This window comes from Bordetella muralis, assembly GCF_054781015.1.
This window is the reverse complement of the sequence record NZ_BAAGVF010000006.1, coordinates 863,786-884,677: the sequence shown is the minus strand read 5'-3', so window position 1 is coordinate 884,677 and position 20,892 is coordinate 863,786. Positions and strand designations below refer to the sequence as shown.

The 20,892-nt window shown below is 51.9% G+C and carries 17 protein-coding genes and 1 pseudogene; 15 read left to right on the top strand and 3 right to left on the bottom strand.

From position 1 onward, the window contains the following. Window positions 1-31: 31 nt before the first annotated feature. The 3 genes and pseudogenes from ACYVIT_RS15040 to ACYVIT_RS15030 all read right to left on the bottom strand — a co-directional run. Window positions 32-631 (bottom strand): annotated as a pseudogene (locus ACYVIT_RS15040) (TRAP transporter small permease subunit); the annotation flags it as partial. Window positions 632-888: 257 nt separating this feature from the next. After that, window positions 889-2,013 carry a TRAP transporter substrate-binding protein gene (locus ACYVIT_RS15035; RefSeq protein WP_415807270.1) on the bottom strand — a complete coding sequence of 375 codons (1,125 nt, stop codon included), beginning with the start codon at window positions 2,011-2,013 and terminating at the stop codon, window positions 889-891. Window positions 2,014-2,224: 211 nt separating this feature from the next. Then, window positions 2,225-3,307 carry a glycosyltransferase family protein gene (locus tag ACYVIT_RS15030; protein ID WP_415807269.1) on the bottom strand — a complete coding sequence of 361 codons (1,083 nt, stop codon included), beginning with the start codon at window positions 3,305-3,307 and terminating at the stop codon, window positions 2,225-2,227. Window positions 3,308-3,415: 108 nt separating this feature from the next. Here ACYVIT_RS15030 and rfbB point away from each other — a divergent pair, with 108 nt between their 5' ends. The 15 genes from rfbB to ACYVIT_RS14955 all read left to right on the top strand — a co-directional run bounded on the left by rfbB (window position 3,416) and on the right by ACYVIT_RS14955 (window position 20,882). Further along, complete coding sequence (gene rfbB / locus ACYVIT_RS15025) at window positions 3,416-4,492, top strand: dTDP-glucose 4,6-dehydratase (protein ID WP_415807268.1); 1,077 nt, start codon at window positions 3,416-3,418, stop codon at window positions 4,490-4,492. After that, on the top strand, window positions 4,489-5,388 hold the full coding sequence (rfbD, locus tag ACYVIT_RS15020; protein ID WP_415807266.1) for a dTDP-4-dehydrorhamnose reductase: 900 nt from the start codon (window positions 4,489-4,491) through the stop codon (window positions 5,386-5,388). Before rfbB ends, rfbD begins: the two co-directional genes overlap by 4 nt. Before the next feature lie 21 nt (window positions 5,389-5,409). Then, window positions 5,410-6,288, top strand: coding sequence for a glucose-1-phosphate thymidylyltransferase RfbA (gene rfbA / locus ACYVIT_RS15015; protein ID WP_415807265.1), 879 nt, complete (start codon window positions 5,410-5,412; stop codon window positions 6,286-6,288). 6 nt (window positions 6,289-6,294) lie between these two features. Next, on the top strand, window positions 6,295-6,846 hold the full coding sequence (gene rfbC / locus ACYVIT_RS15010; RefSeq protein ID WP_415807264.1) for a dTDP-4-dehydrorhamnose 3,5-epimerase: 552 nt from the start codon (window positions 6,295-6,297) through the stop codon (window positions 6,844-6,846). 9 nt (window positions 6,847-6,855) lie between these two features. Continuing rightward, window positions 6,856-8,856 carry a capsular polysaccharide biosynthesis protein gene (locus ACYVIT_RS15005; protein WP_415807263.1) on the top strand — a complete coding sequence of 667 codons (2,001 nt, stop codon included), beginning with the start codon at window positions 6,856-6,858 and terminating at the stop codon, window positions 8,854-8,856. A 202-nt stretch (window positions 8,857-9,058) separates the two neighbouring features. Next, window positions 9,059-9,895: a UTP--glucose-1-phosphate uridylyltransferase GalU gene (galU, locus tag ACYVIT_RS15000; RefSeq protein WP_415807262.1), complete on the top strand. Its 837-nt coding sequence runs from the start codon at window positions 9,059-9,061 to the stop codon at window positions 9,893-9,895. A gap of 51 nt (window positions 9,896-9,946) precedes the next feature. Then, window positions 9,947-10,861 (top strand): glycosyltransferase family 2 protein, encoded by a 915-nt coding sequence (locus ACYVIT_RS14995; protein ID WP_415807261.1) that lies wholly within the window; start codon window positions 9,947-9,949, stop codon window positions 10,859-10,861. Between the two features lie 7 nt (window positions 10,862-10,868). Next, on the top strand, window positions 10,869-13,010 hold the full coding sequence (locus ACYVIT_RS14990) for a glycosyltransferase family 2 protein (RefSeq protein WP_415807260.1): 2,142 nt from the start codon (window positions 10,869-10,871) through the stop codon (window positions 13,008-13,010). A gap of 120 nt (window positions 13,011-13,130) precedes the next feature. Beyond that, a complete protein-coding gene (locus ACYVIT_RS14985; protein WP_415807259.1) occupies window positions 13,131-13,928 on the top strand; it encodes an ABC transporter permease in 798 nt (265 codons plus the stop codon). A gap of 3 nt (window positions 13,929-13,931) precedes the next feature. Then, the gene (locus ACYVIT_RS14980; RefSeq protein WP_415807258.1) at window positions 13,932-14,588 is read left to right on the top strand and encodes an ABC transporter ATP-binding protein; all 657 of its coding nucleotides are present in this window, start codon (window positions 13,932-13,934) and stop codon (window positions 14,586-14,588) included. A 15-nt stretch (window positions 14,589-14,603) separates the two neighbouring features. Further along, complete coding sequence (locus ACYVIT_RS14975) at window positions 14,604-15,719, top strand: ABC transporter permease (protein WP_415807257.1); 1,116 nt, start codon at window positions 14,604-14,606, stop codon at window positions 15,717-15,719. A 106-nt stretch (window positions 15,720-15,825) separates the two neighbouring features. Continuing rightward, window positions 15,826-16,824, top strand: coding sequence for a polysaccharide biosynthesis/export family protein (locus tag ACYVIT_RS14970; protein ID WP_415807256.1), 999 nt, complete (start codon window positions 15,826-15,828; stop codon window positions 16,822-16,824). A 163-nt stretch (window positions 16,825-16,987) separates the two neighbouring features. After that, complete coding sequence (locus ACYVIT_RS14965) at window positions 16,988-18,973, top strand: glycosyltransferase (RefSeq protein WP_415807255.1); 1,986 nt, start codon at window positions 16,988-16,990, stop codon at window positions 18,971-18,973. Window positions 18,974-19,111: 138 nt separating this feature from the next. Next, the gene (locus tag ACYVIT_RS14960; protein ID WP_415807254.1) at window positions 19,112-20,278 is read left to right on the top strand and encodes a nucleotide sugar dehydrogenase; all 1,167 of its coding nucleotides are present in this window, start codon (window positions 19,112-19,114) and stop codon (window positions 20,276-20,278) included. Between the two features lie 31 nt (window positions 20,279-20,309). Further along, window positions 20,310-20,882: a hypothetical protein gene (locus tag ACYVIT_RS14955; RefSeq protein ID WP_415807253.1), complete on the top strand. Its 573-nt coding sequence runs from the start codon at window positions 20,310-20,312 to the stop codon at window positions 20,880-20,882. Window positions 20,883-20,892: the final 10 nt, after the last annotated feature.

Below are 20,892 nucleotides of genomic sequence, written 5' to 3'. Positions count from 1 at the left end.
CGGGATCCCGTTCACCGTGTTGTTCATCAATGACATAGCGATCCAGCTTTGCGATGTCCTCGTCTTTGACGTGCACCATTTTCTTGAGCTTGTCGACGTCGACTTCCTCTACGTCCTCTTCGCGTGAGGGCCACGCGCCATCGCGCAGGCAGAGCAGGCAGCGCCCGATTTCTGCGAAGCCTTGCAACAGCAGTACGGCCCCAGCGACCGGGATAAACGCCTTAAAGGGATAAATCGGAGGTCCATTCGCCATCAACGACGAGTGCTCACGAATCGCAATCGACTCTCCTGCGTAATACCATCCGGCCCAGACCAGCGCGACGACACCCGGAATAAAAAACGCGATATACAAGATCACGTCCAGCCCTGCCTGCACGCGCGGAGGCAAAAATCCATACAGGATGTCGCCGCGCACGTGGCCGCTTTTCGCGAGGGTATACGCACCCGCCATCATGAACAGCACACCGTAGTACATGAGTTGCAGATCAAACGCCCAGGCGCTGGGCGTGTTGAATATGTACCGGGCAGACACTTCCCAACATATATGCACCGTCAGCACGACGATCAGCCAGGCAAAGGCCTGCCCGACAAAAGTAGACAAGCGGTCCACCATGCGTATCAGCTTTAGCATAGGGCTTGATCCAGGTCAGGAGAAAATAGGGTGGTCACAGCGGGGCGGTGCAGCAGGACGGCGGCATCGGAAGACACTGCATTGCGGCAACGGCATCGAGGCATTCTCATCGAAGTACTACATCGAATATCTCGAAGTACCTACATCGACTCGGCGATACAGCGCAGGCACGACCTCGCACCCGTTCGCCGCACTGGGCTAATGCCCGGCGTGGCGAACGGGTGCGAGGTCGTGTTGCAATATCAACCGAAGGCCCTTCAACCCGCAGGCTTGCGCGCAAAATAATGGTTGAATGCCATCCGGAAATTTACCGAGACGTCGTTCTGCCAACGTCCGGCCCGTTGTGCAAAATCGCGCTGTGATTCCAGCACCTTTTTGAACAAGGGATTTTCCGCCGAACGTTTTTCGATCATGGTGTCCCAGATCTTCAGCTGTTCTTGCAGAATCGAGTCGGGTGTTTTGTAGAACTTGACGTTGTGGTCTTTCTGCAGCTTGATATAGTCGGCCGAATAGCGATTGGCCGCCTTCCAGGACATATCGGCGCTCGCGGCCTGCGCGGCATAGGCGAGGATGTGCTTCAAGTGCTTGGGCAATGCTTCGTATTTATTCTTGTTGAACAGGATCTCGAACTGCTCCGCGCTCTGGTGAAAGCTTTGCAGCATGCAGATCTTTGAGACATCCTGAAAGCCCAGGGCCAGGTCGGACGACGCATTATTGAACTCCGCGCCATCGAGCAGCCCGCGATCCAGCGCGGGCACAATTTCGCCGCCGGGCAGGGCGTTCACCGCCGCACCCATCGCGGTATACATATCGATCGCCAGACCCACCGTACGGAACTTCAGCCCTTTGACGTCCTCGTATTTCGTGATCGGCTTTTTGAACCAGCCAAACGGTTGCGTCGGCATCGGGCCGTACATCAACGACACGACATTGACGCCCATCGCCTTCTGGATTTCGACCAGCAGCTCTTTGCCGCCGCCATATTCGTGCCAAGCCAGCAGCATGTTCGCGTCCATGCCGAACGAGGGGCCCGAGCCCCACAGCGCTACCGCCGTATTCTTTCCGTACCAATAGGCCACCACGCCATGGCCGCCATCCAAGGTGCCGGCGGACACTGCATCCAGCAGGTCAAAGGCCTTGACCACGGCGCCTGCCGGCAGCACTTCGATCTTTAACTGACCCTCGGCCATATCGTTGACCTTGCGGGCGTAGTCCTGTGCGAACTCGTGAAAAATATCGTTGGCTGGCCAGGTGCTTTGAAATCGTAGAGAAACCGGTGAACCCTGGGCACGAGTGACAGCCGGAAATCCCAGCGCCGCAGACCCTGCGATAGTGGTGGCCCCGGCAATGAAACGGCGACGAGATGACGCATTGTTTAGCATGGCTTGTTGTCTCCTGAGTGAACTGCATGAACCAGCTTGTTATGAAACAGCTTTAAAGGTGCAGCAAGAACAAAGCGCAATGCATGAGACTGGACGGCGCAGCCATCGACCGATCAGATTGAGTACCGGGTCGTACTACGACTTACCGCTACTGGATTAAACCTTGCTGAAAGGATCCTGACAATTAGTTGATATGTGGGGATAACCCGCATCAAGCCTGTGCGGTCTGCAACGCCTGGCCCAATATCGCAGCGGACTCTACCATCGGCGTCGCGTGTCTCTCGATGGCTGCGGCGCGCAGGGCATTGAGCCTGGCGCGATCGTTCACGAGCTCGTGAATCGTCTCCACCCACAAGTCCGGGTCATTTTTTAACAACAACCCGTCTTGCCCGTCCGCGATCGCATCCACATAGGGGCTCGGCGTCGAATAGACCCCGACCGCGCCGCAGCGCGCGATGTCGTAGATCTTGCTATGCGAACGGCCCATATTGAAAGGCGAGGGCAGTATCGGCGCCAGGCCAATATGGCCATGCAAGGTATGGCAATGGCTGATGTAGTTATGCCAGGATAGCGGATGCAAAATCCGGGTACGAGGCAAATGGCGGAATTTCTGATTGATTGTGTGATTGCCGATTAACTCGAAATGCAGATCCGGGCATTTTTCCAGCAGCGACTCGATAATCGGGAACAGCCATTCCATCTCGGCCTGATGCGTGGCCGAGCCGTGATAAAACATTTGAATAGGGCCACGTTCACCCAAGGGATGTAGCAAGCTCGGGCCGTATGCATCCCCCACCAAGGGACGAGGGGAAATCACCTGCGCCGTTTTAAACGAATATCGCTGACGCAATTCCTCAGTAGAAAACCAATATTCCGATGACAGCGTCAGGATATCCGGAATAAACGTGCCGCAATATTTATTTAGTTTTTTGACATAAGCCCGCGGCAAACCTACCCAATGCTTCGGACGCAGTAAATCATCGTCCATAAAATACGCCACTTGGCTGAGTTGGCTGCGGTGCGTGCGTAACGCCGACACCCACCGGGAATTTAAATATCGAACAATCACCACCCCCGTTCCCGGCGCCAGATCGCCGAAATGGGGCAGGTCCTTATCGATGTTTTTATATGAGACCGGCAGCCCGGATTCTTGCAGCCGAGGGCGAATGTAATAATCAGTAGAGGGGTTGTCACTTTGTTGCAATACCAGCCATTGACGCAGCGTATTCTGCGGCCAATGCGTTTGGCCGCCTCGCGAACGCATCAGGCGGGAAAATAGACGGGACAACGGCACCGTTATTCCTAACAACAGTGAAGGTTTATACTACCGATGGTCGCAATAGTACATTACCGTCCCGTACGATACCTTTGCCGCGACCGAGTTTTAAGAAATAATTGAACAATGACGATACTTGTTACGGGCGGCGCCGGATTTATTGGCGGCAACTTCGTTCTGGATTGGTTGACGCAATCAGATGAGCCGGTGGTCAATCTGGACAAGCTCACTTATGCGGGCAACTGCGACACCTTGGCATCCCTGCAGGACGATGCGCGGCATCACTTTGTCCGCGGCGACATCGCCGATCGTGCGTGCATTGACCAGCTGTTAGCCCAATACACCCCGCGTGCTGTCATCAACTTTGCGGCCGAGTCCCATGTGGACCGTTCCATCGATGGTCCGGCGCCGTTCATCCAGACCAACATCATTGGCGTATTCACCCTGCTGGAGGCTGTGCGCGCCTATCACGCGTCGCTGCCGCGTGCGCAGCAAGACGAATTCCGTTTGCTGCACGTCTCCACCGACGAGGTCTATGGCTCACTGGCCCCGTCCGACGCGCCGTTCACCGAGACGCATGCGTACCAGCCCAACAGCCCGTATTCCGCCTCAAAGGCCGCGTCCGATCACCTGATCCGCGCCTGGCACCACACCTACGGCCTGCCGGTGGTGACCACCAATTGCTCAAACAATTACGGTCCCTACCAATTCCCGGAAAAACTGATCCCGCTCGTCATCCTGAACGCCCTGGACGGCAAACCGTTGCCTATCTATGGCGATGGCCAGCAGGTGCGCGATTGGCTGTACGTCAAAGACCATTGCAGCGCTTTGCGGCGCGTCCTGCAGGTGGGCAGGCTCGGCGAGACCTATAACATCGGCGGCGCCAGCGAGCGTGCCAACCTCGATGTCGTCCACACAATCTGTACGTTGCTGGATGAACTGCGGCCGCGCGCCGACGGCCGATCCTACGCCCAGCAGATCACCCACGTCAGTGACCGGCCCGGACATGATCGGCGCTATGCCATCGACGCCAGCAAAATCGCCCAGGAACTCGGATGGACCCCGTCCGAAACCTTTGCATCCGGATTGCGCCGGACCGTCGTGTGGTACCTGGATCACCCCGATTGGGTAGAGGGCGTCGTCAGCGGCGCCTATCGTGAGTGGGTTGCACAGCACTACGGCCCAGCGGGAGCAAACGTTTGAAGATTCTGATCATTGGTAAGAACGGCCAGGTCGGTCACGCCCTGCAAGGCAGCCTGGCTCCCTTGGGCGAGCTCGTCGCGGTAGATCGCCAGGACTGCGATCTGGCCAACCCAGCGACCATCCAGGCCACGCTCAACGTCCACCAGCCCGACATCATCGTCAACGCCGCTGCCTACACCGCCGTCGATCGCGCCGAGGCCGAGCCCGAGCTCGCCATGCAGATCAACGGTATTGGCCCGGAGTTATTGGCCAAAGCGGCCAGCGCATCCGGCGCGCTGCTCGTGCACTACTCGACCGACTACGTCTTTGACGGACACAAACCCGCGGCCTACGTCGAATCCGACGAGGTCGCCCCGCAGTCCAGCTATGGACGCAGCAAGCTCGCGGGCGAGCAGGGCATCGTCAGGCATCTGCCGCAGCACCTCATCCTGCGTACCAGCTGGGTGCACAGCGAACACGGTGGTAACTTCATCAAGACCATTCTGCGCATCGCGCAGAACCAGGAACAACTGAACATCGTCGCTGACCAGGTCGGCGCACCTACCAGTGCGGCGCTGATCGCCGACGTTACGGCGCAACTCATTGCGCGGTATCAGCAGAGCAAAGGCACAACCGGCAAGTTCGCCTACGGTTGCTATCACCTGACGGCGGCGGGCCATACCTCGTGGTACGAATATGCCCGCCTGGTGGTGCGATTGGCACGAGAGGCCGGTATGGCGCTGCAGGCATCGCCCGATACCATTCGGCCGATTCCAGCCTCGTCATATCCATCACTCGCGCCCAGACCTGCCAATTGTTGCCTGGATACCTCTAAACTACGTCAGACGTTTGATGTATCTCTGCCGAACTGGGAAGACGGCGTTCAACAAACGATTGCGCAATTAGCGCGCCGATAAGATACGCAAGGATCACACTCAATGAAGAGGCGCAAGGGCATTATTCTGGCGGGTGGTTCGGGTACACGTTTGTATCCCGCCACACTGGCCGTCTCAAAACAGCTATTGCCCGTTTACGACAAACCGATGATCTACTATCCGCTCAGCGTGCTGATGCTGGCGGGTATTCAAGACATCCTGGTGATTTCCACGCCGCAGGACATGCCGCGGTTCGAGCAACTGCTGGGCGACGGCAGCCAATGGGGGCTGAACCTGCAGTACGCCATTCAGCCCAACCCCGAGGGACTGGCCCAGGCCTTTCTCATCGGCGACACATTCCTGGATGGCGCGCCGTCCGCGCTGGTCCTGGGCGACAACATCTTCTACGGCCACGACTTTTCCAAGCTGCTGCACGACGCGGCCGCCCAGGAAACCGGGGCGACGATTTTCGCCTATCACGTCCATGACCCGCAGCGCTACGGCGTCGTCGAGTTCGACAAACATGGCAAGGCCCAGAGCCTGGAAGAAAAACCCCTGCGGCCGCGTTCGCACTACGCCGTCACCGGGTTGTATTTCTATGACCATCAGGCGCCCGAGATCGCCAAAACCATCAAGCCGTCCATTCGCGGCGAACTCGAAATCACCGACCTGAATCGGGCCTATCTGCAGCAGGACAAGCTTGACGTCGTCACCATGGGGCGCGGTTATGCGTGGCTGGACACCGGCACGCATCAATCCATGCTCGAGGCCAGCCAGTTCATCGCCACTATCGAGGCCCGCCAGGGCCTGAAAGTCGCGTGTCCCGAGGAAATCGCCTATCGCCTGGGCTACATCAATGCCCAGCAACTGGTGCATCTGGCCGAGCCCTTGAGGAAAAACGGCTATGGCGAATACTTGATGAACATCGTGACCGAAATCTGAGCCTCCATGAACGTCATTCGAACTGCGATCCCCGAGGTATGTGTTGTTGAACCTCGCGTGTTCGACGACGAGCGGGGCTTTTTCTTTGAAAGCTTCAATCAACAGAGCTTCGAGGCTGCCGTCGGCCGTCCGGTCTCGTTCGTCCAGGACAACCATTCCCATTCTGTGCGCGGCGTGTTGCGCGGCTTGCACTACCAATTGAATCCGCACGCCCAGGGCAAGCTCCTGCGCGTCCTCTCGGGCGAGATCTACGATGTCGCCATTGACCTGCGCCGCGGTTCGCCCACGCTGGGGCAGTGGGTAGGGGAAATCCTGTCCTCGGAAAACCGCCGCCAGCTCTGGATCCCCGAGGGCTTTGCGCACGGCTTTCTCGTTCTGTCCGATTCCGCCGACGTGTCATACAAGACGACCGACTATTGGGACAAAAACTCAGAGCGCGCCATCGTCTGGAACGACCCCCAGCTCAAAATCGACTGGCCTGCGAGCCCGCAGCTGATTCTGTCTGCCAAAGACCTGCAAGCCGGCACCTTTGCGCAGGCAGAACTGTTTGAATATTGATCCTCGCCGATGACGCAGCCCCGCCTCATCATCTGCTCGGCAGGCGTACGCCGCAATGCGACCCTGGCCGCCTTGCTGGATGATTTCGACCTGGTCTATCCAAAGCCCTCGCAACCCCGGCCCGGCGATAGCGTGCTGGCCTGGGGGCAGCGTCCTAGTGCGCAACGCGCACAGCGCTATGCGGAGCGGCATGGTCTGCGCGTATGGCACATCGAGGACGGCTTTCTGCGTTCTGTCGGCCTGGGTTTCACGGACCCGCCTTTATCGGTGGTCATGGACGATCAAGGTCTCTACCTGGATGCGGGCCGCCCCACACGGCTAGAGGCCCTGATCAAACGGCCCCTGGATACCGCCCAGCAACAGCGCGCGCAGGCGCTGATCGCGGCCTGGTGCCAGGGCAGGGTGTCCAAATACAACCACACCCGCGACGCTCATGCGCCACTGCCTACAGGGTACGTATTGGTCGTCGACCAAACCTACGGCGATGCGTCCGTCACCGCAGGCGGCGCCAGTCCCGAGGATTTTCGGCGCATGCTCGAGGCCGCTTTGGCCGAGCATCCCGAGCGCACCATCGTCCTGAAAGTCCACCCCGACGTCGTTTCCGGCCGTAAACGCGGCTATTTCGACGTCGAGCAGGTGCGCGCCATGCCGCGCGTCGTACTGATGGACCAGGACGTACATCCGGCGGGCTTACTGTTCGACGCCCACGCCGTCTACACCGTGACATCCCAGCTGGGTTTCGAGGCCCTGTTATGGGGCAAGCCTGTCCGCGTATTCGGCATGCCGTTCTATGCAGGCTGGGGCCTGACCCATGACGAACAGCTCGCGCCCGAGAGGCGGCGACAGGCCGTCTCGCTGGCACAACTGACCCACGCCGCCTTGATCGATTACTGCCGCTACGTTGACCCTGAAACGGGCCGTCGCTGCGAAGTCGAAACCGTCTTGGCCTGGATCGCCCTGCAGCGCCGCATGCGCCAGCGCTTTCCCGAACACATCACCGCGGTTGGATTTTCCGGCTGGAAACACGGTTTTGTCCGAGACTTCTTTGGCGGCAGCCGCATGCATTTCACCTGGTTCGCCAAACGGGCGAGCCAACACGATAGCGTCGCCAGTTGGGGCCGCAAACTCGACGCGGCCCTGGCGAGCCGTCCGCCGGAAAAGCCCGTCATTCGGGTCGAAGACGGCTTTCTGCGATCCGTAGGGTTGGGCGCCGACCTGATCCGGCCCGTGTCCTGGGTGCAAGACGACGTGGGTATCTACTACGACGCCACTCGCGCATCGCGGCTAGAGCAGATCCTGGTCCAGACTGAGTTTTCGGCACCCTTGCTGGCCCGTGCTGCCGCATTACGCGAGACCATCTGCGCATCCGGTATCACCAAATACAATTTGGCGGGGCAGACCGCGTGGTCGCGTCCGCCTCAGGCGCAGCGAGTGCTCCTGGTCGTGGGCCAGGTCGAGACCGACGCCTCGATCCGCTATGGCGCCAGCACCATTCGACGCAACATGGATTTGCTGCGCGCCGTGAGACAGGGCTATCCCGACGACTACGTCTTATATAAACCACATCCCGACGTTGCGGCTGGGCTGCGATCATCCGGCCAGGGCGAGGGCGGGGCGCTCGAATGGTGTGATGAAGTCATCGGCAAAGTTTCGTTGGAACAACTATTCCCCCAGGTGGACGAGGTTCATGTCCTGACCTCCCTGGCGGGTTTTGAGGCGTTGCTGCGCCGTATACCGGTCGTGACCTACGGTCAGCCGTTTTATGCGGGCTGGGGATTAACCGAGGATAGGGCGTTAATCGACGAAGTATGTCGCAGACGTGATCGATTGTTGACGCTGGACGAGTTAGTGGCCGGTACCTTGATTCTGTACCCCACCTACGTCAGCCGGATCACCCGCCGGTTTGCTACTCCCGAGCGTGTGTTGCAAGAATTAATTGATTGGCGGCAAATGCCAAAACAAACCAACCGTTGGCGTCATTGCATTGCGAAAGTATTTCGCGAAAAATGATGCGTCATATTGCAGGGAAGGTGCTCTAATCGATAGAGTGTGAAGAAAAAGTACGACTCAGTTACAGAATTGATAGATTGTTTCGTAGTGTGCCACTTCAAACCGTCAGAATGCTCAGTTAGTTTCCCGAAGTCATGTTTGCCTTTCCTTGCAGTTTCGCCCGTTAACTTCCTTCATACTCGCGTTTTCTCCGTAGGTCGCTATGAAACCAATCCGTAAAGCAGTATTCCCTGTCGCGGGCCTCGGCACTCGTTTTTTGCCGGCCACCAAAGCGATGCCCAAAGAGATGCTTCCCGTGGTGGACAAGCCTCTCATCCAATACGCGGCTGAAGAAGCCGTCGCGGCTGGCATTACCGAGTTGATTTTCGTAACTGGGCGTAACAAACGTGCAATTGAGGATCATTTCGATACGATGCCCGAGCTCGAGGCCGAGCTGGAAGCGAAAAACAAGCAGCAGCAACTGCAGGCGATTCGCAGCATCCTGCCGGCGCATGTGAACTGCGTTTATATCCGTCAGCCGGCTCCCCTGGGGTTGGGGCATGCGGTGTTGTGCGCGGCGCCTGTGGTGGGCAATGAGCCGTTTGCTGTGTTGCTGGCGGATGACTTGATTGACGCTGAAGTTCCTGTGACGCGCCAGTTGGTGCAGGTTGCCCATTCGTGCGAGGGCAGCGTGCTGGGGATTCAGAACGTTGAGCGTCATGAGACGAATAAGTATGGGATTATTTCTGGCAATCAGGTGGATGGTGATACGTGGCGTTTGGACGGCATGGTTGAGAAACCTGAGCCCGCTCAGGCACCGTCCACTCAAGCTGTGGTGGGTCGCTACGTGCTAGAGCCGGAGATCTTCGAATATCTGCGCCAAACGGGTCAGGGTGCTGGTGGCGAAATCCAATTGACCGATGGTATCGCCGCCATGTTGCGTGACCGCGCGGTTTTTGGGTATCAATACGAGGGTACGCGTTACGATTGCGGTAATAAACAAGGTTTCTTTTCCGCCACCGTGGCCTTGGGCAAAAAATATCACGGCTTTACCGAATAATCGCGACGCCGTTTTGATAATCACCTCAACAGCCATTTTGATCATCATCCTATGAAGTTTGCTGTGGGTGCGATCTTCAAAAACGAAGACGCATATGTATTGGAATGGCTGGCGTTCCACAAGATCGTCGGGTTCAGTCAGTTTTTGATTGCCGATAATGGCAGCACTGACCTGACTCGACAGATACTGTCGATCTTGCAGAAGCATGAGCCTATTACGCTGGTGGATTATCCGGATGAGCCGGATGTTCGGCCGCAGTTGGGTGCATATAACTTACTGACGAAGATGTGTCCGGCGGATATTGATGCGATTGCGTTTGTCGATGCGGATGAGTTCATCACGCCGATGGATGGCATGCAATCAATCGTGCCAAAGCTGACAGAAATATTCTCAGATCCAGGTGTGGGCGGCTTGGCGCTGAACTGGGCGTGTTTTGGATCCGCAGGGCAGAAATTTTGGGAAGAGGGCTTGGTTATTGAGCGTTTTTTGCGGCGATCATTAGCGAAATTTCCTGTGAATCAGCATTATAAGGCTGTGGTTAGGCCGACGAGTGTTGATCACTGGGCGACACCACACCACGCTGTGTTGAGAAGTGGGCGGTATGTCGATGCGTTGAGTAATGACTTAGTTTGTCGTGATGGTCGGCAGGACAGCTTGAGCAAGTCGGTTATCTGGTCGAATATGCGCATTAATCACTATGTCGTAAAATCATTCGAAGAGTTTGTGTTGCGCAAAAGTCCAAAGGGCAGCGCTACTAAAATCGGTCGTATTAAGCATCGTAAGTATTTCGAACTGCACGATAAAAATAACGAACAGTGCGACGATATGTTGATTTTTGTACCTGCCGTTAAAAAAGAGGTCGCTCGCTTAGAGGCCCTGGTTGCCCCCGAGTTGGACGCTAGAGCGCCGGGCTCGGCTTGGCGACAGTGGTTACATAGTTTGAAATCCGGCTTGCAACGGGGTTAGTTAAGCGATGTTTTCCGAGAGCACTGTTTTCACGCAACAGGCCCCAAATGCCTGGCTGACTCCGGCCAGGCAGGGAGATGGTGCATCAGCTGGTGGTGTCTACTTGATTAAAGGCAAGGTTTCTGGGCACGACCGCGCCTATAGCGCCGTACTGAAACTGAGCTTGATGGATGGGCAAACGGTAGATGTTGATATTCTAGTGACTCGACGTGGCCAGATACAAGAGATGGTCAATGTGCCGGGCGGTATTCGAGCTCTGAAAGTCAATCCTGCATCCGATTTAACGACACCAGGTAATATCTCTGTGTCATTGCAGCGTTTGTCTTGGCTGGAATATCGTTTTCGGCAGTTGCGGCGGATAGTACCCGTATTTTTTCGACAATCACAGCAACGTCGGGCTCGAGCTGGTCTTAAGTTGCGCACTTTGTTTACCAATCTGAATCATGCCTATGGCGTGTCTTGCCGGTTTAGGGCGAACGCATATATGCGTAGCTACGCGGATTGGCATGCCGAATTCTATAGCGTGTCTCCAGAGGACCGCCATTTAATGCTCAAGCATTTGCGCCACTGGGCGCAGCCTCCTCATTTTCAGATATTTATCTTAACTAATGAGAGTCATGGGGCGAGTTCGTTAGCCGACCAAACCTTGGATAAACAGATCTATCCGCATTTTTCACGGATCCGCCTGCCTTACAAGGGCTGGGTTCAGGCGTTGGTAGCATTGTCTCAAGCTCCTGCGCTAGATGCGATGCCGGGGGGCGCCCAAGCCCCTGTTCTAGGTACTGCGTGGACGATCATCTTGCGGCACGATACGCAGTTGTCTGAGGCTGCCCTGTATTGGTTTGCACATCGTATTGTAAATGCCAACCACCCGGGAGTTATTTACGCAGATCACGATAGCATTGGGGTTGATAATCGCCTGTCGCAGCCGGTCTTCAAGCCTGATTGGTCGCCCGAGCTACTTCGCGCAACTAACTATATAGGCGAAGTGTTCACGTGGCGTACTAGGCCGTTAGCGCCTATTTGGGACGTTGCACAGGCTGCGAGTTATAGCACAACGGGTGCGTTGCATAGCTTGCTATTGGCCCTAACAGCTGATACGCCGCGGGTGGAGCATGTACTTGCGCCAATTTGTCATTTAAATGAGGAAACTCAACGCCGCGTCATCAGTCTCGATACAGAAACCCGCGATGTTGTTGCAGCACATCTGCAGAGGCAAGGCATTAGGGCGTCGGTGGAGGCTACCGGCACAGGCCGTTGTCATGTCCGTTATGACCTGCCAGAGCCTCTTCCCCTGGTTACCATCGTGATTCCAACACGAGATGGTTTGGCTCATCTGCAGTGTTGTATCGATAGTCTTTTGCAAAAGACTTCCTATTCTGCGTACGAGATTATCGTCATGGATAATCAGAGCGTTCAGCCCGAGACTTTGGCGTATCTGAAGGCAATTGCGTTCAAGCCAAACATTCGCGTTCTATCATTTGACGAGCCATTTAATTATTCCAAAATAAACAATCGCGCTGTTGAACAGGCTCGGGGTAAGATTATTTGTTTGTTGAACAACGATACTGAAGTGATATCACCTGAGTGGCTGGACGAAATGGTTCGTTTGCTGATGCAGGACGGTATAGGTGTCGTTGGTGCTAAGCTATTATATGAAGACGACACCGTTCAGCATGGTGGAGATACGGTTGGGCCTGGTGGATGTGCAAATCATCTACACACAGGTATTGGAAGAGACGAGCCGGGCTACTGTGGCCGAGCGTTGGTGTCACAAGAATTGTCTGCGGTGACGGCTGCGTGCCTATTGACGCACAAGTCTCTGTATCAAGCCTTGGGCGGTTTGAACGAGATTCATCTGACCGTTGCTTTCAATGACGTAGACTTCTGTTTGCGCGTACGAGACAAAGGCCTGCGGGTCGTATGGACTCCACATGCGCTGCTCTACCATCACGAATCGATCACCCGTGGTAAAGATACGAGTCCGGCGCAGATCTTGCGTGCACGGATGGAAGTGGAGTATATGCGTATGCGTTGGGCTCATTTGATGCACCATGACCCGTTCTATAACCCAAATCTTAACTACCAACATCCTGATTTCAGTTTGAGTGGCATGCCACATGTGATGTTGCCTTGGGATAGAAAGTAGATCGCCCACAGGATGGAGTAAAGCGCTGTTTACTTAGCAGTCTGCAACACTCTCTGAACGTACTTCTATGTTTTATAGGTATACTGCGATGCAACATCGATCTACTAGAGTTCCGTCCTTATGACTCCACGTACTTCGTTCCAAATTACCCGTGCCGTAATTTTCGCATTGGTGTTGCGTGAAATGCGCACGCGCTTTGGTCAGCGGCGGATGGGGGCATTTTGGATGCTAGCTGAACCCATTATTCAGCTGATAGTCATGGTTGTCGTGATGGGGATAATTCGTGGCCGCGGACCTACTCAAGGCATCCCATTCCCCGTATTTCTGTTAACGGGTGTTGCGCCCTTTGTTATGTTCAGAGGTATCGCAATGCTAATTATGGAAGGCCTATCCGCCAACCGTGGGTTATTTGCGTACAAGCAAGTGACTCCGATGGATACTTTCGTGGCGAGAACGATAATGCAGTGTTGTATCGCCAGTATCTCGTACATGTTTGTATTAGCCGCCTTCGCTTGGTATGGATATGATGTGAGTATTCATAGGCCTTTGGAGTGGCTTGGATTGTTGCTGATAGGGATTGCCTTGTCTTTTGGCATGGGTATGGTGCTTGCCGTGATTGCGGATGCAATTCCTGAAATACGCACCTTTGTTCGCTTCTTCTTTATGGTGCTCTATTTCTCGTCTGGTGCAATATTTCCTGTGTCACGTTTTCCGAGCTATATTTTGCCGTATTTGGCTTGGAATCCGTTCCTGCATATGACGGAATTGATACGACAGGCTGTCTTTCCATTTTATCAAGCCCTTGAATTAGTGTCTCTCCCGTATGTGTTGATTTGCATGGCACTCCTTCTTTGCGTCGGTCTCGGACTATTTAGAATTAGACGTTCGAGGATGTTGGCGATTAAGGGGATCGTCTAGTCGATGTTTACTTTAGATAACATTACGAAATCGTATCTCACTGGTAGTGGGAGGAAATTTATTTTCCGAAACCTATCCATGGTAGTGCCGCCAGACAAAAATATAGGTCTAATCGGTAAGAACGGTGCAGGAAAGTCGACGCTAATGCGATTGTTGGCTGGGGTGGACACTCCTGATTCCGGTGTAATTCGAACTGACAAGAGTATTTCATGGCCGGTAGGACAGTCGGGCGGCTTTCAAGGAAGCTTAAGTGCGCGAGATAACGTAAAGTTTGTCTGCCGCATTTATGGTTTTGTTGGCGAGGAAATGACGCGCAGAGTGCGTTATGTTGAAGAGTTTGCAGAAATAGGGGCTTGGTTTGATGAGCCCATCCGCACGTATTCCTCCGGGATGCGTTCCCGTATCGCATTTGGCCTAAGCATGGCCTTCGAGTTTGATTACTACTTGATTGACGAAGTCATGGCTGCCGGGGATAACTCTTTCCGGAAAAAGTGCGAAGAAGTATTTCGTGAAAAACTGGGGAAATCAAAAATTTTTCTCACTACGCACAATATGAAGGAAGTGGAACGCCTCTGTGATATTGTGCTTCTGGTGGATAACGGGGAGTTAAAGCTTTATGACGACGTTGCGAAGGGTATCGAAGCATATCGAACAAAATGATGCATGGAATAGATAATGGATCGAAATAACAAACGACGAAATAAGCTTCTCCAGCTATTTATTATTGTGGTGCCAATGGCCATTGCAATAATTTATTATGTTTTTTTTGCGGTTAATCGTTATGCTAGTACCGCGCAGGTGGTAGTGGTCGATTCAACTGGTGGGGCGTCCAGCTTGACTCAACAGACTGCTGGAGCTGCAATATTAGCTTCTACTGCTAAACAGGTTTCGAAACAAGAAACCATTTTTTTGCTCTCTTATTTGACTTCGCCAGATCTGCTGAAAGTGCTGGAAGAAAAGCTCAAATGGCATGAACATTTCGCTGAGCAGTTATCTGATCCGTTCTATTGGATCTCTCAGAAAGTATCACGCGAAGACTTGCTAAAGTACTACCAACGCCTGACAACGGTTCATGTTGATGAGTTGACCGGCCTATTGACAATCGAAGTTCAGGGACTAACGCCGGAGTTTGCGCATTTAACCTTGATGGAAATGTTAGGGCAAAGTCAAAAATTCATTAATGATTTATCGCGTCAGCTAGCAACGGATCAAGTACGTTTTGCAGAAAATGAATTAATTAAGGCACGTACTGACTATGAGAGTAAGCGAGCTGCATTAATTGATTTTCAAAGCAAGAACAGCATATTGGATGCAGAAGCGGCAGCCAAATCCCAAGCAGGGATAATTGCTACGCTGGAAGCGACGTTGGCGACGGAGCAGGCTAATTTGAACGGGTTGCTGGCAACGCTCAATTCAAATTCTCCGCAGGTTCGCCAACAGAAGAATCGCGTGAACGCAATAGAGAAACAATTGGCCTTTGAGAAAAAAGCCCTTGTGTCCTCATCGGTGGACGGTCATCTGAACGTGGTCGCAGCTGATTTTAGAAAATTAACTGTCGATGCGGAAGTTGCGGAAGAGGCCTATAAGCTTAGCGTTTCAGCATTGCAAAATGCCAAGATTGAAGCGAATAAAAATATACATAGCTTGGTGACGGTGGTTCAACCGAATATGCCGGAAGACTCGTCTTATCCTCGGAAAATTTATAATCTATTTACTTTTTTTATTGTCTTGCTATTCATTTATGGAATTACCCGATTTGTAATCGCCAGTATTGAGGATCATCGTGACTAGCCATATCTTTTCTTCGAGATGCCCCTCTCGAATTTTTGGGGCGCTGGGTATGTTAGTACTACTGTCCGGTTGTGCTGGAGGGATTTTATCGGGTGCAGGACCACGCATGACGACTATCGTGTCGACTGATGTGGAAGACCGGACAGTGCCATATGAATTAATAGAGCTTGGGCCTGAGACAATCGCTGCTTATGCCCGACCTATTAATGAGCCAGTTGCAACGACAGTGTCTCCGACAAAAGCCTTTGAGATCCGGTTGGTGCCAGGTGACGTGCTGCAGGTCATCATCGCTGATATTGGTGAGCAGAATGCCATGTTTGCACCGTTGGCGACAGGCGGGACAAAGTTCGAAGCTCGTGTTGATTCTGCCGGGAAAATCTCGCTGCCATATGCCGGACGTTTTTCGGTAGCCGGCAAAACGCCGGAGGGAGTGGTGAGCGAAATCCGGGGCCGTTTGCGTAATGTGGCGACTGATCCACAGGTAATGGTCAGTCTACTCGGGGATGTTTCGGGCTCAGTTTTGGTTGCCGGCGCTGTGAAGCAGCCTGGTAGATTTTCTGCTCTTCAGGGCCCGCTGACGTTATTGGACGCTATTAATTTGGCGGGCGGTCCGGTACTAGAACCGCATCTTGTTGATGTGACCGTACGCAATGGTAAAGATGCGCAAGTGTATTCCTACCAAAGTTTGCTGAATGGACTGAATAGGCCTGTTTCACCACGTTCGGAAATTGTGGTGTCCAGATCGAAGAAGCGTTTCGTTGCCATGGGTGCGGTCGGCCAACCTGGTTTGCATGATCTCCCCTCAGATCAATCTAGCTTATTAGAGGTGCTTGGACAAGCAGGATGGTTGGATGAAGCCAAGGCTGATCCTCATGGGGTTTTCGTGTTCCGGTTGTCACGAATGCCCGGTGCGGCCGAAGCCACCCCCGAGGTGTTTTCCCTCAATATGCGTGATCCGGCAGCAATATTTTTGGCAAAACAGTTTTTGGTACAGCCTGAAGACGCCGTGTATGTGACGAATGCTGCAGTCTATGAATGGCAAAAAATAATTACGCCGATCGTTCAGGCTATAGCAGCTGGCAGAACATTGCAGAATGGGTTTTAACCGCACTTCGGATCAGCTGACTTTAAATAAATGTCATCTGAAATATGTCACTTGGCTTTGTTTGGGTTACGACATCCTCGCCAACGCTGTAGAGGCAAGAATATAGGACAGCAGCACGATACGATCCCATCTAGCTATTGGTGGTATCCATATTATTGAGTCAATGATGATTTTTCGACGCCGTAATCAGAGCCCGCCAAGCGCAGAATCAGTCGCGTGCAGTTTGATCAGGAATAGCGACCTTTTTGATTCTGCTTGGTATCTTGACCAATATCCCGATGTTCTGAAAGCTGGGTTTGATCCGGTGTTGCACTATGTGCGTCACGGTGCACTCGAGGGAAGGAAACCCGGGCCTTGGTTTGATGTCGATAGCTATTGTGAGCTTATGGGAGATGGGGTCGAGAACGATAACCCACTGTTAGATTATCTTGAGCGACGGGAAGTATTTGCACGAAAAAGTATACAGGGGAAGAGAGGTTATTCAAATTTGGCGGACTTTCTCAAGGTCATGCTATTGAATCCCGTGGTCTCTGCCCCTTTCAGAGAAGAGGATAGGCGCTGTTTTGCTGTAATGGAGGGCCTTGCACGACATCTCGTTGGCCAACTGAATGGAGAGCAGCCCCTCAAGGTGTCTGTCATTATGCCGGTACGAAACCGTCGCCAGACCTTGCCAGCCGCTATTCAGTCAGTACTCCTGCAGCGATACAGCAATTTTGAACTGATTGTTATTGATGATGCTAGCGATGATGGCTCTTGTGCGCTGGCGGAGAAAATTGCTGAAAGTGACCCGCGAGTTTGTGTGCTGAAATTCAACGAGCACATAGGCGTTTGTGCTGCCCGCAACGCGGGCTTGGACAATTCGACGGGCGATGTAATTGCATATTTAGATTCGGATAATCTGTGGTTGGAAGATTATTTGGGTGCATCCGTTAGTGCGCTTAACAGATTACCGCTCGCGGATGCTGTTTACAGCGGACAATATGTATACGCCGAAGCAGATCTGAGTAAGCTCTCTGCAATCCGCTTTGGGCCCATGAATGTTTCGTTATTAGAGCAGCATAATTATATCGATCTAAACTGTTTTGTTCATCGTCGTTCTGTAATTGAGAAAAAAATCCGTTTTGACGAAAATTTGCAACGTTTGGTTGACTGGGACTTTATCTTAAAAATAAGCGACGTTTCTAAAATATGTTCTATTCCAGTTCTGTTGTCCAAGTACTATTTGCATGCTGCAGAAAATACTATAACAAAAACAGTGCCTGTGGGCTATCCCACTAATCGCATATTGCTGGCTCGGGAAAAACAAAAAAAAGTATCTTCTGAAATTCAGTTGTCAAAAAAGGTATGTGTAATTATTCCCAGCTATCGGGCTCTCGATCACCTTCAAAAGTGTGTGAGGTCGTTGGCTCCCTATCTAGCGAATCCGGGCTTTGAAGTAGTTATTGTTGATAACAATTCAACGGAAGATGTTAGAGAGTATTTGAGAGGGATAGCTGGGAATAAGATAAAAATAGTTTTGAATCGTACGAACTACGGCTTTTCGTATGCGGTAAACCAAGGTGTTGATCGTGCGTCTGCTGATGCAGATGTGGTTATTTTGAATAACGATGCTTGGTGCGAAGGCGATAGTTTGGAAATATTGCAACAAGCTGCTTATGAGAGCCCAGATATTGCGATAACGATACCACGGCAAATCGTGCCAGGTGGTACGGACAATATAAACTTGCATGTTCCATATGCTACGTCAAGTGTGGCGTGTGATGTAAGCCTTTCATCCCATCATAGAAATATTGAGTCGGTGGGGCTCTTTCACGATGGGGTTAGGGTTGAGCTAAATTTTGCACCTTTCTTTTGTGCCTATATAAAGAGATCTATATGGGATATTTGCGGAGGCCTTGATTATGAGAATGGTCGCCATTATCGATCGGACCGCATAATGTGTGATCTTGTTAGGCAGGTGCATAACAAGCGAATTGTCTATATACCTGATGCAAAAGTGCATCATGCAGTACAAATATCTACGAATACATTAAGTAAGAATTCTGAAGATATAGAGAATGAGTATCGCACTATGCTAGTGAATAATATATGGCCTGATCAGCTCAAAGATGAGTTGAAAATCCGCTCTCGGCCATGGGATTGTAGCTAGTGCGGTGCTATCTACTGAACAGCTGACACTCCGACTGTTTTATTGATTAGTCCGTACGAACTTGATACGTTCTATGTGTCATTAGTTTCCAGGAATATGTTGTTCATTGGCGTTTCGGGCCAATATTAAGGAATATTTATGAAGATTGCTATTGCGGGTACTGGTTATGTTGGGCTATCCAATGGAATACTGCTTGCTCAGAATCACGAGGTTGTGGCATTAGATATCATTCCCGAAAAAGTTCAAATGCTCGAACGTAGAGAATCTCCAATCGTTGATTCTGAAATTGAGTTTTATTTAAAAAATAAGCCATTGAATTTTAAAGCGACCCTCGATAAGACGGAAGCTTATTTGGGAGCTGACTATGTAGTTATTGCGACCCCAACCGACTACGATCCAGACACCAACTACTTTAATACCAAGTCTATCGAAGCAGTTATTCGGGATGTTATCGCCATTAATCCAAACGCAGTCATGGTTATAAAGTCAACTATTCCTGTTGGCTACACAACACGCATCAGCGAAGAATTCGGCTGCGACAAAATAATTTTTTCCCCTGAGTTTTTGAGAGAAGGTAAAGCGTTATACGATAATTTACACCCCTCGAGGATCATAATCGGTGAAAAATCGGAGCGAGCCGAAATTTTTGCGCGAATGCTTTGCGAAGCAGCTCTCGATGAAAACATTCCAGTGCTTTATACCGGATCCACAGAGGCGGAGGCGATAAAACTATTTGCCAACACCTATTTGGCTATGCGAGTATCATTTTTCAATGAGCTAGATACCTATGCCGCAATTCATAATTTAAGTACGAGACAAATTATTGATGGTGTATGTTTAGATCCCCGCGTAGCGCCGGGATACAATAATCCTTCGTTTGGTTATGGCGGATATTGTCTTCCCAAAGATACTAAGCAGCTTCTAGCAAATTACCAAGTTGTGCCGCAGAACCTGATTCAGGCAATTGTTGCGTCTAATACCACACGAAAGGATTTTATAGCGGACGACGTGTTGAATCGAAACCCCCGTATTGTTGGCATTCATCGACTTATCATGAAAAGTGGGTCTGATAATTTTCGTTCCTCTAGTATTCAGGGCGTGATGAAGAGAATCAAGGCTAAAGGCATTGAAATCGTAATTTACGAGCCTACTTTTGATGGGGACGAATTTTTCCACTCACGGGTTATAAAAAGTTTCGACGAGTTCAAGGAAATGTCAGATGTGATTATTACTAATCGCATGTCAAATGCACTCAATGATGTTGCTGCCAAGGTTTACACGAGAGATATTTTCGGTAGTGATTAATTTATCTGACGATAGGTAGCAGAATACAACTATGAAAGACTTGCCGAAACCCCATAAACGCGCAGCGGGGAAGGGGCTAGCCAAAGGACCAGGCCTGCTTGCAAAACCAAGCCGTCCTGAAATGAGCCCTAAAGATAAGAGTGCGGTTGAGCATATTAAGGACTTGTCTGAACAGTTGGTTAATGCTCAGACGTTGGCGGATACTAGATTGCAAGAGATTGTTATTCTCAGCAAAATAGTATTTGATCTCAGAAAAAAAATCGAATCGTCAACTCAGGTGGTAGAACCAAAGCTCCATAAAGCTCAGAAACGGAAATTATGGGGAATTTCCTCTTATTTTCCTCGCCGAGTATCGTCGAGCCACAAAAACGATCTTGCTCTACTAAAGCAGAGTCCCCTTTTTGATAAAGACTGGTATCTGGAAAAATATCCTGATGTCCGAGAGAGCGGTATTGACCCAGTCTGGCATTATCTAAAATTTGGGGCTAAGGAGGGGCGGAATCCGGGGCCAAAATTTAATACCTCAGAGTATTTGAGAAGAAATTCTGGTCTGGCTGAGTCAGGTGAAAATCCGTTAATACATTACATTAAGAAGAATGGCTAACAATTGCGCA

Coding starts and splice junctions, on each gene's coding strand:
- ACYVIT_RS15035 (WP_415807270.1), bottom strand. CDS start 2,013: ATGCTAAACAATGCGTCATCTCGTCGCCGTTTCATTGCCGGGGCCACC.
- rfbB (WP_415807268.1), top strand. CDS start 3,416: ATGACGATACTTGTTACGGGCGGCGCCGGATTTATTGGCGGCAACTTC.
- rfbA (WP_415807265.1), top strand. CDS start 5,410: ATGAAGAGGCGCAAGGGCATTATTCTGGCGGGTGGTTCGGGTACACGT.
- rfbC (WP_415807264.1), top strand. CDS start 6,295: ATGAACGTCATTCGAACTGCGATCCCCGAGGTATGTGTTGTTGAACCT.
- ACYVIT_RS15005 (WP_415807263.1), top strand. CDS start 6,856: ATGACGCAGCCCCGCCTCATCATCTGCTCGGCAGGCGTACGCCGCAAT.
- galU (WP_415807262.1), top strand. CDS start 9,059: ATGAAACCAATCCGTAAAGCAGTATTCCCTGTCGCGGGCCTCGGCACT.
- ACYVIT_RS14995 (WP_415807261.1), top strand. CDS start 9,947: ATGAAGTTTGCTGTGGGTGCGATCTTCAAAAACGAAGACGCATATGTA.
- ACYVIT_RS14990 (WP_415807260.1), top strand. CDS start 10,869: ATGTTTTCCGAGAGCACTGTTTTCACGCAACAGGCCCCAAATGCCTGG.
- ACYVIT_RS14985 (WP_415807259.1), top strand. CDS start 13,131: ATGACTCCACGTACTTCGTTCCAAATTACCCGTGCCGTAATTTTCGCA.
- ACYVIT_RS14980 (WP_415807258.1), top strand. CDS start 13,932: ATGTTTACTTTAGATAACATTACGAAATCGTATCTCACTGGTAGTGGG.
- ACYVIT_RS14975 (WP_415807257.1), top strand. CDS start 14,604: ATGGATCGAAATAACAAACGACGAAATAAGCTTCTCCAGCTATTTATT.
- ACYVIT_RS14970 (WP_415807256.1), top strand. CDS start 15,826: ATGACGACTATCGTGTCGACTGATGTGGAAGACCGGACAGTGCCATAT.
- ACYVIT_RS14965 (WP_415807255.1), top strand. CDS start 16,988: ATGATGATTTTTCGACGCCGTAATCAGAGCCCGCCAAGCGCAGAATCA.
- ACYVIT_RS14960 (WP_415807254.1), top strand. CDS start 19,112: ATGAAGATTGCTATTGCGGGTACTGGTTATGTTGGGCTATCCAATGGA.
- ACYVIT_RS14955 (WP_415807253.1), top strand. CDS start 20,310: ATGAAAGACTTGCCGAAACCCCATAAACGCGCAGCGGGGAAGGGGCTA.